This is a genomic window from Oerskovia sp. NPDC056781, from assembly GCF_042789955.1.
In the GTDB taxonomy this organism is placed as follows: domain Bacteria; phylum Actinomycetota; class Actinomycetes; order Actinomycetales; family Cellulomonadaceae; genus Oerskovia; species Oerskovia rustica.
Genome location: NZ_JBHUAD010000084.1, coordinates 1 through 15409, shown reverse-complemented (window position 1 = coordinate 15409; position 15409 = coordinate 1). Strand labels below are relative to the sequence as shown.

At 73.5% G+C, this 15409-nt stretch carries 14 protein-coding genes; 8 read left to right on the top strand and 6 right to left on the bottom strand.

Annotated elements, in window-relative coordinates; all coding sequences use genetic code 11:
• Positions 1 to 3 precede the first annotated feature (3 nt).
• The 4 genes from ACFRCR_RS09470 to ACFRCR_RS09455 form a co-directional block, all read right to left on the bottom strand.
• A complete protein-coding gene (locus tag ACFRCR_RS09470; RefSeq protein WP_377677035.1) occupies positions 4 to 1278 on the bottom strand; it encodes an LCP family protein in 1275 nt (424 codons plus the stop codon).
• Positions 1279 to 1457: 179 nt separating this feature from the next.
• Complete coding sequence (locus ACFRCR_RS09465; protein ID WP_377677033.1) at positions 1458 to 2741, bottom strand: multidrug effflux MFS transporter; 1284 nt, start codon at positions 2739 to 2741, stop codon at positions 1458 to 1460.
• Positions 2742 to 2850: 109 nt separating this feature from the next.
• Positions 2851 to 3651 (bottom strand): hypothetical protein, encoded by an 801-nt coding sequence (locus ACFRCR_RS09460; RefSeq protein ID WP_377677031.1) that lies wholly within the window; start codon positions 3649 to 3651, stop codon positions 2851 to 2853.
• Positions 3648 to 4058, bottom strand: coding sequence for a PadR family transcriptional regulator (locus tag ACFRCR_RS09455; RefSeq protein ID WP_377677029.1), 411 nt, complete (start codon positions 4056 to 4058; stop codon positions 3648 to 3650). The genes ACFRCR_RS09460 and ACFRCR_RS09455 overlap by 4 nt, the downstream gene beginning before the upstream one ends.
• Positions 4059 to 4185: 127 nt before the next feature.
• Here ACFRCR_RS09455 and ACFRCR_RS09450 point away from each other — a divergent pair, with 127 nt between their 5' ends.
• Positions 4186 to 4929 carry an SOS response-associated peptidase gene (locus ACFRCR_RS09450; protein WP_377677027.1) on the top strand — a complete coding sequence of 248 codons (744 nt, stop codon included), beginning with the start codon at positions 4186 to 4188 and terminating at the stop codon, positions 4927 to 4929.
• A gap of 9 nt (positions 4930 to 4938) precedes the next feature.
• On the opposite strand, the gene ACFRCR_RS09445 is transcribed toward ACFRCR_RS09450, so the two are convergent.
• Both ACFRCR_RS09445 and ACFRCR_RS09440 read right to left on the bottom strand, forming a co-directional pair.
• Positions 4939 to 6093, bottom strand: coding sequence for an adenylate/guanylate cyclase domain-containing protein (locus tag ACFRCR_RS09445; RefSeq protein ID WP_377677026.1), 1155 nt, complete (start codon positions 6091 to 6093; stop codon positions 4939 to 4941).
• A 9-nt stretch (positions 6094 to 6102) separates the two neighbouring features.
• Positions 6103 to 7056: a biotin--[acetyl-CoA-carboxylase] ligase gene (locus ACFRCR_RS09440; protein WP_377677024.1), complete on the bottom strand. Its 954-nt coding sequence runs from the start codon at positions 7054 to 7056 to the stop codon at positions 6103 to 6105.
• 158 nt (positions 7057 to 7214) lie between these two features.
• Between ACFRCR_RS09440 and ACFRCR_RS09435 the strand changes: the two genes are divergently transcribed.
• From ACFRCR_RS09435 to ACFRCR_RS09405, 7 genes are all read left to right on the top strand, one after another.
• Positions 7215 to 8834: an acyl-CoA carboxylase subunit beta gene (locus tag ACFRCR_RS09435; RefSeq protein WP_377677022.1), complete on the top strand. Its 1620-nt coding sequence runs from the start codon at positions 7215 to 7217 to the stop codon at positions 8832 to 8834.
• A gap of 13 nt (positions 8835 to 8847) precedes the next feature.
• On the top strand, positions 8848 to 9513 hold the full coding sequence (locus tag ACFRCR_RS09430; RefSeq protein WP_377677021.1) for a hypothetical protein: 666 nt from the start codon (positions 8848 to 8850) through the stop codon (positions 9511 to 9513).
• Positions 9510 to 9776 (top strand): acyl-CoA carboxylase epsilon subunit, encoded by a 267-nt coding sequence (locus ACFRCR_RS09425; protein WP_377677019.1) that lies wholly within the window; start codon positions 9510 to 9512, stop codon positions 9774 to 9776. The genes ACFRCR_RS09430 and ACFRCR_RS09425 overlap by 4 nt, the downstream gene beginning before the upstream one ends.
• Positions 9773 to 10759: a hypothetical protein gene (locus ACFRCR_RS09420; protein WP_377677017.1), complete on the top strand. Its 987-nt coding sequence runs from the start codon at positions 9773 to 9775 to the stop codon at positions 10757 to 10759. The genes ACFRCR_RS09425 and ACFRCR_RS09420 overlap by 4 nt, the downstream gene beginning before the upstream one ends.
• 51 nt (positions 10760 to 10810) lie before the next feature.
• Positions 10811 to 12565, top strand: a complete 1755-nt coding sequence (locus tag ACFRCR_RS09415; RefSeq protein ID WP_377677016.1) for a DUF885 domain-containing protein — start codon at positions 10811 to 10813, stop codon at positions 12563 to 12565.
• Entirely contained in the window at positions 12562 to 13269 is a 708-nt protein-coding gene (locus ACFRCR_RS09410) for a Maf family protein (RefSeq protein ID WP_377677014.1), read from the top strand. Before ACFRCR_RS09415 ends, ACFRCR_RS09410 begins: the two co-directional genes overlap by 4 nt.
• Before the next feature lie 264 nt (positions 13270 to 13533).
• Positions 13534 to 15351, top strand: a complete 1818-nt coding sequence (locus tag ACFRCR_RS09405; RefSeq protein ID WP_377677012.1) for an acetyl/propionyl/methylcrotonyl-CoA carboxylase subunit alpha — start codon at positions 13534 to 13536, stop codon at positions 15349 to 15351.
• Positions 15352 to 15409: the final 58 nt, after the last annotated feature.

Below are 15409 nucleotides of genomic sequence, written 5' to 3'. Positions count from 1 at the left end.
CCCTCAGGAGGCGCAGACCCCTTCGAGGAGCGGAGGCGGGGTGGTCGTGCCGGCGTCGGCCGGCGGTGCCACCTCGCCGGTCGTGCCGGCGTCGGGGACCGCGGCGCCGGTGTCGGGAACCGTGGCCCCCGTGTCGGGCGCCACCGCACCGCCGTCCGCCGGGGGCGCGGGCGTCTCGTGCCCGGGCGGCGGCTCGTCCGCCGCCATGCGGTCCCAGATCGCCTGGGCGTCCTTGGTCCACACGACGCGGTTCTTGTCCTTCGGCGCCTCGACCACGGGCAGCGGCGTGAAGACGATCTCGCTCGGTTCGATGTCCTTGAGGGAGAAGGCCAGCCCGGCCAGGGAGTCGAGGCCAGCGAGGTTGGGGCTGGCGCTGATCGAGGAGAGCACGGCCTTGATGAGGCCGTAGAGCTGCGGGGTGTCGGTGATGATGTTCTTCGACAGGAGCTCGCGCATCATCGAGTCCAGGAACGCCTGCTGGCGGGCGATCCGGGCCAGGTCGCTGCCCATCTCCAGCCCCATGCCGCTCCCCTTGCGCGCTCGCAGGAAGCTGATCGAGGTACGGCCGTCGAGAACCTGCTCGCCCGCAGCGATGTTGAGGTCGCGCGAGTGAGAGCCACCCACGACCGGCTCCGGGAAGCACATCCGCACGCCACCGAGCGCGTCGACGACCCCGATGACACCCGTCATCTTGACCACGACGTGGTCGGTGATGGTCAACCCGGTCAGGTCCTGGACGGTCGTGATGGTGCACGCCGCGGCGCCCACCATGTCGTCCACCCCTCCGGACCCGATCTCGAACGCGGAGTTGAACATCGCGCCCGTCTGCTTGCGGGTCGTCCCGCCGTCGGACAGGTTGCACGCGGGGATGTCGACGAGCGAGTCGCGCGGGATCGACACGACCTCGATCCGGCTGCGATCACCCGAGATGTGGACGACGAACGTCGTGTCGGAGCGCATGCCCTCCTCGGCTCCGGCGAGCTCGGCGTTCTCCTCGTCGCGGTAGTCGGTCCCCATCACGAGGATGTTGAGGGACTTCCCCGCGTACGGGTCGTCCGGGTCGCGCGGCGGCTCGGGCGTCGCCGGCGGGTCGACCAGTGCCGACACGTCGCTGACGGTCACTGCCGACTGCCAGTCCATGTAGGCGGCGGCCCCGCCCACGACGCCGAAGGCGAGGCCTGCGGTGGTGACGAGTCCGATGGCACGAAGGACCTTGTGCGTGCGCTGGGAGCGCGCGTGATGAGGGCCGCTCTTCGAGGCGGTCTTCGGGCTGGGCATGGGACGAGCCTAGTTCCACCGCACGGCCAAGGCCTTCGTGTCGTGCAAAGGAAGTGTGAAGTGTCGTGCCGGATCTGCCACCCGCGCGACCTTTCGTCGCCCGGCACCAGCCCCTCGACGAGCAGCGGCCGAGCAACGCACGAGCCGCCGACAAGCCGCGTCCGGGCCCCCGCGCAGGTTCAGGCGGGCAGGTGCCAGCCGCCCTTGCGGAACGCGGGCGTCGCGAGCCCGAGGACCAGGAGGGAGGCCACGACGGCCCCCAGCATGACCGTGCTCATGGCGACCGCGTCGCCTCCGAGGACCCCGACGAGGGGGCTCACGAGCCCGGCGACCCCGGCCTGGAAGGCCCCGATGACCGCGGCGGCCGTCCCGGCCCTCTCGCCGTGCCGGGTCAGTGCCAGCGCGGAGGCGTTGGCCGGGATGAGTCCCTGGAGCGCGAGCGTGAGCCACAGCGCGGCCAGGAGCCCGATCAGGCCGCCCGCCCCGGTGAGCGCCACGACGAACAGCCCCACCGCGAACACCCCCTGGAGGACCAGGGCGGCGCGCAGGATCCGCACGGGGGCGACGCGCCGCACGAGCGAGGCGTTGACCTGGGCCGAGATCACGAGGCCGATCCCGTTGACCGCGAACAGGGCGGCGAACTGCTGGTGGGTGAGCCCGTATCCCTCCTGCAGGACGAACGGCGACCCGACGACGTAGCTCATCAGGACGGCCATGCCGAGCCCGGGGAGCACGGCGAGGGCGACGAAGTGGCGGTCCTTGAGGAGCGCCCCGTAGCCGCGGAAGACGCTGCCGACCCCGCCCGCCTGACGGCGTTCGGTCTCGAGGGTCTCGGGCATGAAACGCAGGACGATGAGCCCCAGGACGAGGCCCAGGACCGCGAGGACCCAGAACACCCAGCGCCAGTCGCCGTGCCCGGCGACGAACGAGCCGATGGTCGGCGCCAGGAGCGGCGCGAGGCCGATGACGAGCATGAGCCGCGACAGGATCCTGGCGGCGTCCGAGCCGGTGAACCGGTCGCGGATCACGGCGATCGAGACGACCTGGGCCGAGGCGTTGAAGAAGCCCTGGAGGACGCGCAGGACGATGAGCCAGCCGATCGTCGGCACGACCGCGCACAGGACCGAGGTCACGACGTGCAGCGCGAGACCGATGATCACTGGCGCCCGGCGCCCGTACCGGTCGGACAGGGGGCCGATCACGAGCTGCCCGAACGCACCGCCGACGAGCATCCCCGCCAGGGTGAGCTGCGCGAGGGCAGGGCTCGCGTCGAGGTCCGCTGCGACGTCGGGCAGGGACGGCAGGTACATGTCGACCGTGAACGCCGGGAGCGTGGCGAGCGCACCGAGCAGGAGGACCCACTTGACGGTCGAGCGTCCGGGGCGCCGGGCCGGGACGGTGGGTTCCGAGGTGGAGCGGGGCGCCGGCGGGGTGGGTGCAGTTCCTGCCGGGGGTGTCTCCATGGGTTCGATCATAACGATTCGACAGCTCGGCCACCCCCGGATTCGGGCCCACCCTTCCGTGACGTGCACGACGGCGCGGCCCCCTCCGCCGCCGGACATCGCCGCAGGGTCAGCGCCCCAGCAGGAACCACGTGGCACCGAGGGAGACGAGCGCGAGCGCCGGGACCAGCCACGTGACCGTCGCCGACCGGAGACGCGACCGCCGGGCAGGAACGTCCTGCGGCGCGCCGGGCAGCGGCGAGACGATCGGGTCGTCGAGCGTGCCCCTCAGGGCCTGGACCGCGCTCCACACCGTGCCCGCGGCCAGCACGAGACCACCGACCACCGCCACGGGCCAGGCCGGGAGCGTGACGAGGACGCCGTCCAGCAGGACGGGGAGGACGACGAGCACCGCCATGCACCCCGCCAGCGCGAGGAACGACACCACGGGACGCTCCAGGACCCGTCGCAGCACCGCGGAACCGAACCGGTGGAAGAGCAGGATCGCCACCCCGAACACCGCGATCATCGCGAGCATCCCGGCCGTCACGTCGACGCTCGGCGCCACCTCGCCGGTTCGCCCGGCCAGGACCACCGCCGAGCCGCCCCACCCGAGGAGCAGCAGGCCCAGGAACTGGGCGGAGGCCGGCCCGAGCACCTTCACGACCTCCCACCGTCCGTCGGGCTCGACCGGCAGGTCGAGGCTGCGCGCGTACGCCACGGGGTCCCCGAACGCTTCCGCGGCAGGCTCGCCGCTCTCCGCGCAGTGGGACTCGACCTCGGCGAGCGCCGCTCCCAGGGCAGCCCCTGGCGCGTCGAGCAGCCTCAACTCGATCACGAAGGCCTCGGCCCACCCCTCCTCGACGTGCGGCGCGAGGCGCCTCTCGATCTCGTAGCGCGTGGCGGTCCGCTTCTCGCTCGTGCGGGTCATCGGTTCTCCTCGGTCGGGGTGGGTCGACGGACGGGGTGGTCGGCTGCGCCGGGGTGCTCGGCCCCGGCCTCGGCGCCTGCGCCGGTGACGAGGTCGCCGGTCGTGCGGGTGAAGGCCTCCCACAGGGCGGCGCGCTGCGCGAGCTCGTCGCGTCCCGCGTCGGTGAGGTCGTAGTACTTGCGCCCGGGGCCGCCGTCGCCGGCTCGCCACTCGACCGTGACGAGACCCCCGGTCTCGAGGCGCCCGAGCAGGGGGTAGAGCGTCCCGCCCTTGATGACCCCGAGGCCGCCGTCGGCCAGGCGTGCGGCGATCGCGTACCCGTAGGTGGGGCCGTCCGCGAGGATGCGCAGCACGCAGACGTCGAGGACGCCGCGGAGCCACTCGCTGGGCCAGATGTGCTCGGACATGGCTAGATCGTGCCGCTAACTAGTCAGCCTGTCAACCTAGCCACGGCCGAGGCCCGACGGCGCCGCTCGCCGGCGCGATCGCCGAGCGCAGCGCGCGGCGTGGGTGGCACGAGGCATCCTGGGAGACATGTGCGGACGCTATGCCTCCTTCCGGGACGCCCAGGACCTCGCCGACGAGTTCGCGATCGCCGACCTCGCGGACGACGCGCGGCTCCTGCCGCCGTCGTGGAACGTCGCCCCGACCGACCCCGTACGGATCGTCGTCGAGCGTGCGGTCAAGGACACGGGCGAGGTCCGCCGCTCGCTGCGCGTGGCTCGCTGGGGCCTGGTTCCCAGCTGGGCCAAGGACCCGGGGGTCGGTGCACGCATGATCAACGCACGGTCCGAGTCGTTGCTCGACAAGCCCGCGTTCGCCAAGCCGTTCGCGGCCCGGCGCTGCCTGGTCCCGGCCGACGGGTACTACGAGTGGCGGAAGATCGAGACGCCTCCGGCTCCCGGGTCCACCGCCCGCAGGCCCAAGGTGACCAAGCAGCCGTTCTTCATCCACCCGGACGGCCCCGCGGTCGCAGCGTTCGCGGGCCTCTACGAGTTCTGGCGCGACCCTGCCAAGGCCGACGACGACCCCGCCCGCTGGCTGGTGTCGACCACGATCATCACGACCGACGCGGCCCCGGCGCTCGCCTCGATCCACGACCGGATGCCGCTCACGCTCGCCCCGGACCGGTGGGACGCATGGCTCGATCCTGCGGTCGGCAAGGACGAGGCCGCGGGACTGCTGATCGCACCCGAGGTCCGCATGAAGGCCCAGGAGGTCGCGCCGCTCGTCAACAGCGTCACGAACGACGGCCCGGAGCTCGTCCAGGCCGTCTGAGGCCCGACCTCAGCCCTTGTACGCCCACTGCAGGCGCACGGGCTCGATCACCCCGAGCCCCGGCACCTCTCGTTCGGGCTGTGCGGTCAGGGCGAAGCGCGAGTCGCGCGACAGCAGGGCCGCGGTCTCACGGTCCAGGAGCACGGTCGTCGGCTCGGCGATCTCGGTGAGCCGCGAGGCCAGGTTCACCGACGGTCCGAACACGTCGCCGAACCGCGAGAGCACCCGGCCCCAGACCAGGCTGACCCGGACCGGCGGCACCTCCATGCCCTCCCCGGCACGCTCGCCCTCCTCGGCGAGACCGAGCGCGACCTTGGCGCCCGTCGCGACGTCGTCGGCGACGTAGAGGACCGCGTCGCCGATCGTCTTGACGACCCGGCCGCCCGCCGCGGTGATGATGTCGCGCGCACGGGTCTCGAAGAGCTGGACGAACTCCGCGAGCTCGCTCGACCCGAGGCCCGCGGTGCGCTTGGTGAACGACACGATGTCCGCGAAACCCACGGCTCGCGGCAGCGGCAGCGCCTGGGAGTCCGTGACGTCCCCGGCACGTGCCTCGGAGAACTCGACCGTGAACCGCGCCGCGACCGCCGCGAGCTGGCGGCGCCACGCGTGGCGCAGCTGGGTCTCCAGGACGGGCGCGAGGTCCGGCAGCCGGTCCAGGACGAGCAGGCGGGCGCTCGTGTCGTCGAGGTCGAAACGCTTGGTCATGTGCTCGACGAGCGCCTCGACCTGCCACAGCACGAGCCGCTCGGTCGTGTGCCCCATCGACCGGATCAGGGTCGTGAGCGAGCGGTCGTCGAACTTCTCGTGCTCTGCGACCGAGTAGATCTCCTCGAGGGCGACCGCGTCGTCCTCGGTGAACATCTGCTCCTGCTGCTCGGTGATGGGCAGCCCGAGCGCCTGCCAGTAGGAGCGCACCTGACGCTCGGTCAGCCCGGCGCGCTCGGCGAGCCCCTCGACCGTGAGCGCTCGAGGACCGCCCAGGAGCGCCTCGTCGAGGTCCGCCTCGACCGGCGACGGCGCCGAGGGCGGGCTGTCGGGCCTCGCGGCCCCCGCGAGCGCGGACAGCGCCGCCGCGTCCGCTCGGCGCTCCAGCCGACTCTCCCCCGCCGCCTCGGTCGTCTCGATGGTCTCGTCGGCTGCCTCAGGGATGTCGTGCGTCACAGACCGATCCTAGTTCAGGGGACCCGGCACCCCGCCGGGCTCGCCCGCCGTGACCTCGTCGGACGGCCCGCCCGGCGCGCCCGCACGTGCACCGTCGCGCAGCCGCAGGTGGTGCACGTCGCCGCTGTGCAGCACGCGCTCCGTCCCGTCCGCCTCGCGCACGACCAGCGAACCGTCCGGACCGAACCCGCACGCCTCACCGACCACCTGACCTCCGCCCGTGAGGTCGACCCGCACCTGCGCCCCGAGAGTCGCACTGACCTCGGCGCACTCCTCGGCGAGCCCGGCCTCGACGGCATCTCCTCCCGCCGCCTGCCACCGCCCCAGGGTCTGCGCGAACGACTCCTCGAGCGCGGTCAGCAGCACCTCGCGGTCGGTCGTCGCGGCGCCGACCAGGGCGAGAGACGTCGCCGACGGGACGGGTAGCTCGCGCTCGCTCTGCAGGACGTTGAGCCCGACGCCCACGATCGCGCCGCCGTCGGGCAGGAGCTCGCACAGGATGCCCGCGACCTTGCGGTACGTGCCCCACCCGGCCTCCTCCCGGGCCGACCCGTCGGCCGCGCCGGGCGCCGGGACAAGGACGTCGTTGGGCCACTTGACCACCGCCTCGACCCCCGCCGTCGCCCGCAGGCACCGGACCGTCGCAAGGCCCGCGAGCAGCGGCAACCAGCTCAGGCGCTCACGCGGCACGTCGGGGCGCACCAGGAGCGAGCCCGTCAGCGCGGTCCGTGCGGGCGTCTGCCACCCGCGGCCCGAGCGGCCACGTCCGGCGACCTGGTGCTCAGCCACGAGCAGGGCGGGCGCCGGCCAGGCCTGCGGGTCGGCGGCCACGGCCGCCGCGAGCTCGGTGTTCGTCGAGGCCGACTCCTCCACGACCTCGAGCCGGGCGAGCGGGCCGTGCGGGGCCACGAGCAGGTCCGCCAGGAAGCCGGGGCGCAGCGCGGGGTGGTCGACAGTCGTCATGTGCCCATCATGCACGCGTGCACCCCGAGCGCGGCAGAGGCAGACGGCCGTGCTCGCCCCCGGAGGTGACCCGTTGTGGGAACCCTCCAACGGCCGCGTCCATGCCGGTGCGATCCCTCGCACCCCCTTGGTCCCACCCACCAACTAGGCTCGGCTGCGTGAACGAACCTGTCGCCGGCACCACCCCGGCCCCCACCGGTCAGCTCATCGGCACCGCAGCGAAGCTGGCCGACCTCGACCGTCGGCGTGCCGAGGCATCGGTCGCGCCCGAGGAGGCAGCGCGCACCAAGCAGCACGCCCGGAACAAGAAGACGGCCCGCGAACGGATCGAGGCCCTGCTCGACGAGGGCAGCTTCGTCGAGCTCGACGCGTTCGCCAAGCACCGCTCGGTGAACTTCGGGCTCGAGAAGAAGCGGCTCGCGGGCGACGGCGTGGTCGTGGGGCACGGCACGGTCGACGGCCGCCAGGTCTGCATCTACTCGCAGGACTTCACCGTCTTCGGCGGCAGCCTCGGCGAGGTGCACGGCCAGAAGATCACCAAGGTCCAGGACCTCGCGCTGCGTACGGGTGTCCCGCTCATCGGGATCTCGGACGGCGGCGGCGCGCGCATCCAGGAGGGCGTCGCGGCCCTGACCCAGTTCGCGGAGATCTTCCGCCGCAACGTCGCGGCCTCGGGCGTGATCCCGCAGATCTCCCTCATCCTGGGCCCGAGCGCGGGCGGCGCGGTGTACTCCCCCGCGCTCACGGACTTCATCGTCATGGCCGACCAGACGTCGAACATGTTCATCACGGGCCCCGACGTGATCCGCGCCGTCACGGGCGAGGACGTGGGCTTCGAGGAGCTGGGCGGGGCCCGCACCCACAACGAGCGCTCGGGCGTCGCGCACTACATGGGCACCGACGAGGACGACGCGATCGACTACGTGCGCCACCTCATCGGCTACCTGCCGCAGAACAACCTCTCGGACGCGCCGAGCTTCGCCCCCGAGGACACGGATCTCGAGGTGACCGAGAACGACCTCGAGCTCGACACGCTGATCCCCGACTCCGACACGCAGCCGTACGACATGCGGACCGTGCTCGAGCACGTCCTGGACGACGGGGACTTCCTGGAGGTCCAGCCGCTGTTCGCGAAGAACGTGATCGTCGGGTTCGGGCACGTCGAGGGCCAGTCGATCGGCGTGGTCGCGAACCAGCCCCTCGCGATGGCGGGCACGCTCGACATCGACGCGGCCGAGAAGGCCGCGCGGTTCGTGCGCACGTGCGACGCCTTCAACATCCCGGTCCTGACGCTCGTCGACGTCCCGGGCTTCCTCCCGGGCGTCGACCAGGAGCACCAGGGCATCATCCGCCGCGGCGCCAAGCTCATCTACGCGTACGCCGAGGCCACGGTCCCGCTCGTCACGCTCATCACGCGCAAGGCGTACGGTGGCGCGTACATCGTCATGGGTTCCAAGCAGCTCGGCGCGGACGTGAACCTGGCCTGGCCCACGGCACAGATCGCGGTCATGGGAGCCGGTGGCGCGGTCAACATCCTCCAGCGCGGAGCCCTGAGGTCCGCAGCCGAGGCGGGGCTGGACGTGGACGCCGAGCGCGCCCGCCTGGTCGCCGAGTACGAGGAGGCCATCGTGAACCCGTGGGACGCCGCCGAGCGCGGCTACGTCGACGCGGTCATCCGTCCGTCGGAGACCCGCGTGCAGGTCGTGCGCGCGCTGCGCGCCCTGCGCACCAAGCGGGCGAGCCTGCCTCCCAAGAAGCACGGGAACATCCCGCTGTGATCCTGGAGACGCGATGACCTCCAGGACACCACCGACACCGCCACCGAACGACGACACCCACCGCGAGGACGACATGCCCGACGAGCAGCACGACGACCACGCAGGACACGGCCACGAGCACCCGGCCGACGGCCACGACGGTGCGTCGCACGGCACCGAGCCCCTCGGCCCGGTCGACGACGCCCCGATCCATGCGGCCGTGGACGCCCTCGCCGCAGCCCTGCACGAGTACGTCGGCACGGCGGTCGGGGTACGCACCGAGTTCGGCGCGTCCGAGGCAGACGAGGACCCGCGGGTCCTCGCGCTCGAGGCCGCGATCGGCGCGCTCAACGCCCAGCTCTACGACGCGCTGCACGACTCGCTGGGCATGCACCCGGACCTGAGCTCGCTCGTGTGGGGCGCGGAGGAGGACCTCGGGACCGGGGCGGACGCCGACGCACCGCCCTCCCCCGAGGTCGCCGAGCCGTTCTACCTGGGCTTCGTCGTGGGCCCGGGCCAGACTCCCGACACGTCCCTCGACGCCGTGATCGACTTCCTCGACAACGCGGGCGAGCAGGTCGTGGCCGCGCTCGTCGAGTCGGGTTTCGACGTCCCCGAGTGGGCCGCGTCGCGCGGCGAGGCCGCGGACTTCGACGGGTACGGCGACGCGGGCGACGAGGCGCCGGAGGGCGAGCGGTGAGCGAGACGGGTGCTGCGTCGTCGGGCCGGGAGCTGCGCGTGGTGCGCGGCGCCCCCGACGACCTCGAGGTCGCGGCGCTCGTCGCCGGGCTCGCCGCCGCGGCGGCCGCGTCGCACGTGCCCGACGACGAGGCGCCCCTGCCCGAGTGGACCAACCGGTCGCGCAGCCTGCGCGGTACCGGCTCGGGCGCGACGGCCAAGAGTTTCGGCGGACGCTCGGGTCGGCACAACGCCGACGCCTGGCGGTGGAGCCTGCAGTCATGAGCCAGACCACGACCGTCCTGGTCGAGCTCGCGGACGACCCCGGGGCCGTCGAACGTCCGCTCGCGGCGGACGGCCCCGGGTCGGCCCTGCCCCCGCTCCCGGCCCGCACCGGCTGGCGCCGGTGGGCGTGGACCGTGCCGACCGTCCCCGCGGCCGTGCTCGTCGCCTACCGCCAGCTCGCGCCCTCCCAGGGCTGGCCGCTTCCCGCGGCCGTCCTGGGCGTCCTGGCGGTGCTGCTCCTGCTCGTCGCGGTCCTCGCGCTCGCGCGCTACCTCGACGACCGCGACGCGCAGCGCGAGTCGCGCGCACGTGACGCCCTGGCGGACGCCGAGCGCACCACGGGCTCGGTGCTCGTCGACAGCACCGCGGCGTCCGGCGAGGCCGCTGCCCTGCGCGTCCTGCCCGACGGCGCCGCTCACGTGAGCGGTCGGCTCACGTTCTCGGTCGACCACCTCCCCGTCCGGACGTCGTTCACCGTGCCCGTCCCGGCGGGGACGGACGGCCCACGCTCGGGCGACCCCGTCGCGGTCTGGTACCCCCGCGGCACGCACGGGCGACCGCGCGTGGTGCTCGTGCGCTACCAGCGCGCCTGGGCCGACGACCTCCTGGGCGCGATGCACCCGTCACCGGCGGACGGTGGTGCCGGCCCCTCAGCGGCCACCGCCACGGACGCGACGCCCGGCAGCGCCCCGCCCCTTGCAGCGGAGCCTGCGGACTCCGCGAACCAGGACTTCCTCGTGGCCCTGGGCCGGGAGGGTGCCGAGCGCCCGCACCTGGACGTCGAGCAGGTCCCGCCCACCGGGGCGTGGCGGACCGTTCGCGTCGACCTCTCGCTCCCGGGGAGCAACCGGTCGGTCCTCGTCTACGAGGACGACGACGAGCTCGTGTACATCGGACCGGACGGGGGCGCCCCGCAGCCGCTCGACCCCACGGACCCGTCGGCCGCGCTCGACCTGGCGGAACGGCTCCTGCGCGGGATCTGATCATCCTCGCGGACGACGCCGCCACCGGTACCACGCAGTAACCTCTACCGGGTGACCTCACCCACGTCGCCGGCCGAGCCCGGCACCCCCACCGTCCGGACCCCCCGCCCGCCCACGGCGATCGACGCCATCGCCGACGCGTACGTGCGCACCGTCGCCGACCTGAACCCGCTCGCCGCCACGGCCATGGGTCTCAGCGGCTACGACCACCTCATGACCGACCTGTCGCCCGCCGGGTACGAAGCCCTCGCGGCCGCGGACCGGGCCGTGCTGGCCGAGCTCGCGGACGCCCAGCCCGTCGACGACGTCGACCGGGTCACGCTCGCCGCGATGCGCGAGCGCATCGGGCTCTCGCTCGAGCTGCACGAGGCGGGCGAGGACCTCGCGATGCTCAACAACATCGCCTCGCCGCTCCAGGAGCTGCGCGACATCTTCGACATGATGCCCACGGGCACGCTCGAGGCGTGGGAGAACGTCGCGGCCCGTCTCGCCGCCCTGCCCGGCGCCATGGACGGGTACATCGCCTCGCTGACCAGTGCCGCCGAGCGAGGCAAGGTCGCCGCGATCCGCCAGGTCCGCGAAGGCGTCAAGCAGGCCCGCGAGCTCGCCGACCCCGAGTCCTCGTTCTTCCTGGACCTCGTCCGGGGCGAGGCCGCCGCAGCCGTGCTCGACGAGTCGTCCGCGTGCGCCCTGGTGCGCAAGGAGCTCGAGCTCGGCGCCGCGGGCGCCCTGGCCGCCTACGCGCGGCTCGCCGACTTCCTGGAGAACGAGCTCGCACCGCAGGCCCCCGTGGCCGACGGGGTCGGGCGCGAGCGATACGCACTGGCATCGCGCGCCTTCCTCGGCGCCGAGGTCGACCTCGAGGAGACCTACCGCTGGGGACTCGAAGAGCTCGCACGCGTCATCGCCGAGCAGGAGGCCGTCGCGGCACAGATCGCCGGTCCCGGTGCCACGGTCGAGGAGGCCGTCGCGGCCCTCGACGCCGACCCGAGCCGCAAGCTCGACGGCACCGAGGCGCTGCGCGCCTGGATGCAGGAGACCTCGGACGCCGCGATCGCCGCGCTGAACGGCGTGCACTTCGACATCCCGACCCCGGTCCTGGACCTCGAGTGCATGATCGCCCCGACGCAGACCGGCGGGATCTACTACACGCCGCCGAGCGACGACTTCTCGCGCCCCGGGCGCATGTGGTGGTCCGTCCCGCCGGGCGTGACCGAGTTCAACACCTGGCGCGAGAAGACGACCGTCTACCACGAGGGCGTCCCCGGCCACCACCTCCAGTGCGGCCAGGCCGTCGCCGCGCGCGACACCCTCAACTCGTGGCGCCGCCTCGCCTGCTGGGTCTCCGGCCACGGCGAGGGCTGGGCCCTGTACGCCGAGCGCCTCATGGCCGACCTCGGCTACCTCGACGACCCGGGCGACCGCCTCGGGATGCTCGACGGCCAGCGCATGCGCGCGGCGCGCGTCGTGCTCGACATCGGCGTGCACCTCGGGCTCGACGCGCCCGAGGAGTGGCGCGGCGACTCCGAGGACCCGCGCTGGGACGCCGACAAGGCCTGGGAGTTCCTCAAGGCCAACGTGAACATGGACGAGTCGTTCGTGCGCTTCGAGCTCAACCGCTACCTCGGGTGGCCGGGCCAGGCCCCGTCCTACAAGGTCGGCCAGCGGCTGTGGGAGCAGACCCGCGACGCGGCCCGCGCCGCTGCCGAGGCACGCGGCGAGGAGTTCGACGTCAAGGCGTTCCACGAGCGCGCCCTGAACCTCGGGTCCGTGGGCCTCGACGTCCTGCGCGAGGCGCTCAGGTGACGGCTGCGACGCCGGCCCCGGGTGTCCGTCTGCTCCTGGCCTCGCAGTCCCCCGCCCGCCTCGCGACCCTGCGCTCCGCGGGGGTCACGCCCGAGGTCCGCGTCTCGGGCCTCGACGAGGACGCGGTCCTCGAGGCGGCCGCGGCCCGGTTCGGCGCGCTCGACCCCGCAGACGCTGTGCTCGTCCTCGCCCAGGCCAAGGCCGAGGAGGTCGCCCAGGTCCTCACGCGCGAGGCGCGCGAGCGCGACGAGGTGAGCGAGGTCGTCGGGCCCGACGACCTCGCGCCCGTCGTGGTCGGCTGCGACTCGATGCTGGAGTTCGCCGGGGCCGTCTACGGCAAGCCTCGGGACGCCGCGGAGGCGACCGAGCGCTGGCGTGCGATGCGCGGCAGGACGGGGGTGCTCCACACCGGGCACTGGCTCGTCGACCTGCGCGACCCGCAGGACGGCGGCAGCGGCGCCACGCTCGGGGCCACGAGCTCCACGACGATCCACTTCGCCGACGTCTCCGACGCCGAGATCGCGGCGTACGTCGCGACGGGCGAACCCCTCGCGGTCGCCGGTGCGTTCACGGTCGACGGCCTGGGAGGTGCGTTCGTCGAGAGCATCGAGGGCGACCACCACGGCGTGGTCGGGATCAGCCTGCCGCTCGTGCGCGAGCTGCTCGGCGAGATCGGGGTCACCTGGACCGACCTCTGGTCCTGAGGTTCGTCCGGCCCGGCGGGGCCAGGCCCTCCAGGCGGCCCGACCGCTCCTCCCGCTCGTGCGCTCCGACGCCGGGCGGAGGGAACGGCCGGGCCGCCTGCTTGTCGGTGCCGTACAACCATGACGCGCCACGGCCCGGTTCGCGCCGCCGACCATGGAGGGTTCCTACAAACGGCCCCGGTGAGCCTTGGCCTGATCTCCAATCTTGTCCAGTACCGCCGGTCGGAGCGTGAACCGAGGGCACCCGACGCGCTACCGTGAGCCGTGCCCGAGAACTCCACGAACCCCGCGACCAGCCCGACCCGACGCCTGTCGAAGGTTCTCATCGCCAACCGCGGCGAGATCGCCGTGCGCATCGCGCGCGCCTGTGCCGACGCCTCGATCGCGTCGGTGGCCGTGTACGCGGACTCCGACCGCGAGGCCCTGCACGTGCGTCTCGCCGACGAGGCCTTCGCGCTCGACGGCGCGCGGGCCGCGGACACGTACCTCGACATCGCCAAGCTGCTCGACGTCGCCCGCCGCTCGGGCGCCGACGCCGTGCACCCCGGCTACGGGTTCCTCGCCGAGAACGCCGGGTTCGCCCAGGCGGTCATCGACGCGGGCCTCGTCTGGATCGGCCCGCCGCCCGCAGCCATCGACGCGCTGGGCGACAAGGTCAGCGCGCGGCACATCGCGCACCGCGCGGGCGCTCCGCTGGTGCCCGGGACGCCCGACCCGGTCGCGGGCGCCTCCGAGGTCCACGCGTTCGCCGCGGAGCACGGGTTGCCCATCGCGATCAAGGCGGCGTTCGGCGGCGGCGGGCGCGGCCTCAAGGTCGCGCGCACGGTCGACGAGATCGACGAGATGTTCGACTCGGCCGTCCGTGAGGCCACGGCCGCGTTCGGTCGCGGCGAGTGCTTCGTCGAGCGCTACCTCGACACCCCGCGGCACGTCGAGACCCAGTGCCTCGCCGACGAGCACGGCACGGTCGTCGTCGTCTCCACGCGCGACTGCTCGCTCCAGCGCCGCCACCAGAAGCTCGTCGAGGAGGCTCCCGCGCCGTTCCTGACGGACGAGCAGCGTGCCGAGCTCTACAAGGCGTCCGAGGCCATCCTGCGCGAGGCCGGCTACGTCGGTGCGGGGACGTGCGAGTTCCTCGTCGGCGCCGACGGCACGATCTCCTTCCTCGAGGTCAACACGCGGCTCCAGGTCGAGCACCCCGTCACCGAGGAGGTCTCGGGCATCGACCTCGTGCGCGAGCAGCTCCGCATCGCCGCGGGCGAGCCCCTCGGCTACTCCTCGGTCGCCACCCGGGGTCATTCGCTCGAGTTCCGCATCAACGGCGAGGACCCCGCCGCGAACTTCCTGCCGGCCCCCGGCCGCATCTCGCGCCTGCACTTCCCCAGCGGGCCGGGCGTCCGTGTCGACAGCGGCGTGACGCAGGGCGACGTCATCTCGGGGGCGTTCGACTCGATGATCGCCAAGATCATCGTCACGGGCGCCACCCGCCGCGAGGCCGTCGAGCGCGCGCGCCGCGCGCTGCGTGAGACGGTCGTCGAGGGCATCCCCACGGTCCTGCCGTTCCACCGGGCCGTGCTCGACGCCGAGGACTTCGTCCCGGCCGACGACTCGGCGTTCCGCGTGCACACGCGCTGGATCGAGACCTCGTTCGTGGACGAGCTCAAGCAGCTCGCACCGGCGGCCCCGGCCCAGGCCCCCGAGGAGGACGAGGCGCCTGCGACCGAGCGCGTCGTGGTCGAGGTCGGCGGCAAGCGCCTCGAGGTCGTGCTGCCCGCCGGTCTCGGCATGGCCGCCGGTCGGGCCCGCACGGCCAACGCCGCACGTCGCCCGGCGCGCCGCGCCGCCGCCAAGACCAACGGGGGCAACGGCACGACGCTCGCGTCGCCCATGCAGGGCACGATCGTCAAGGTCGCGGTCGCCGACGGCGCCGTGGTGGCCGAGGGAGACCTCATCGTGGTCCTCGAGGCCATGAAGATGGAGCAGCCGCTCGTGGCGCACCGCGCGGGCCGTGTCACGGGACTCTCGGCCGGCGTCGGCGCGAGCGTGAGCTCGGGCACCGCGATCTGCGAGATCGTCGACTGACGACGCGTCGGGACGCGCCCGACGTCTCGACCCCGAGGGCGGTCGGGCTGCTCCCACG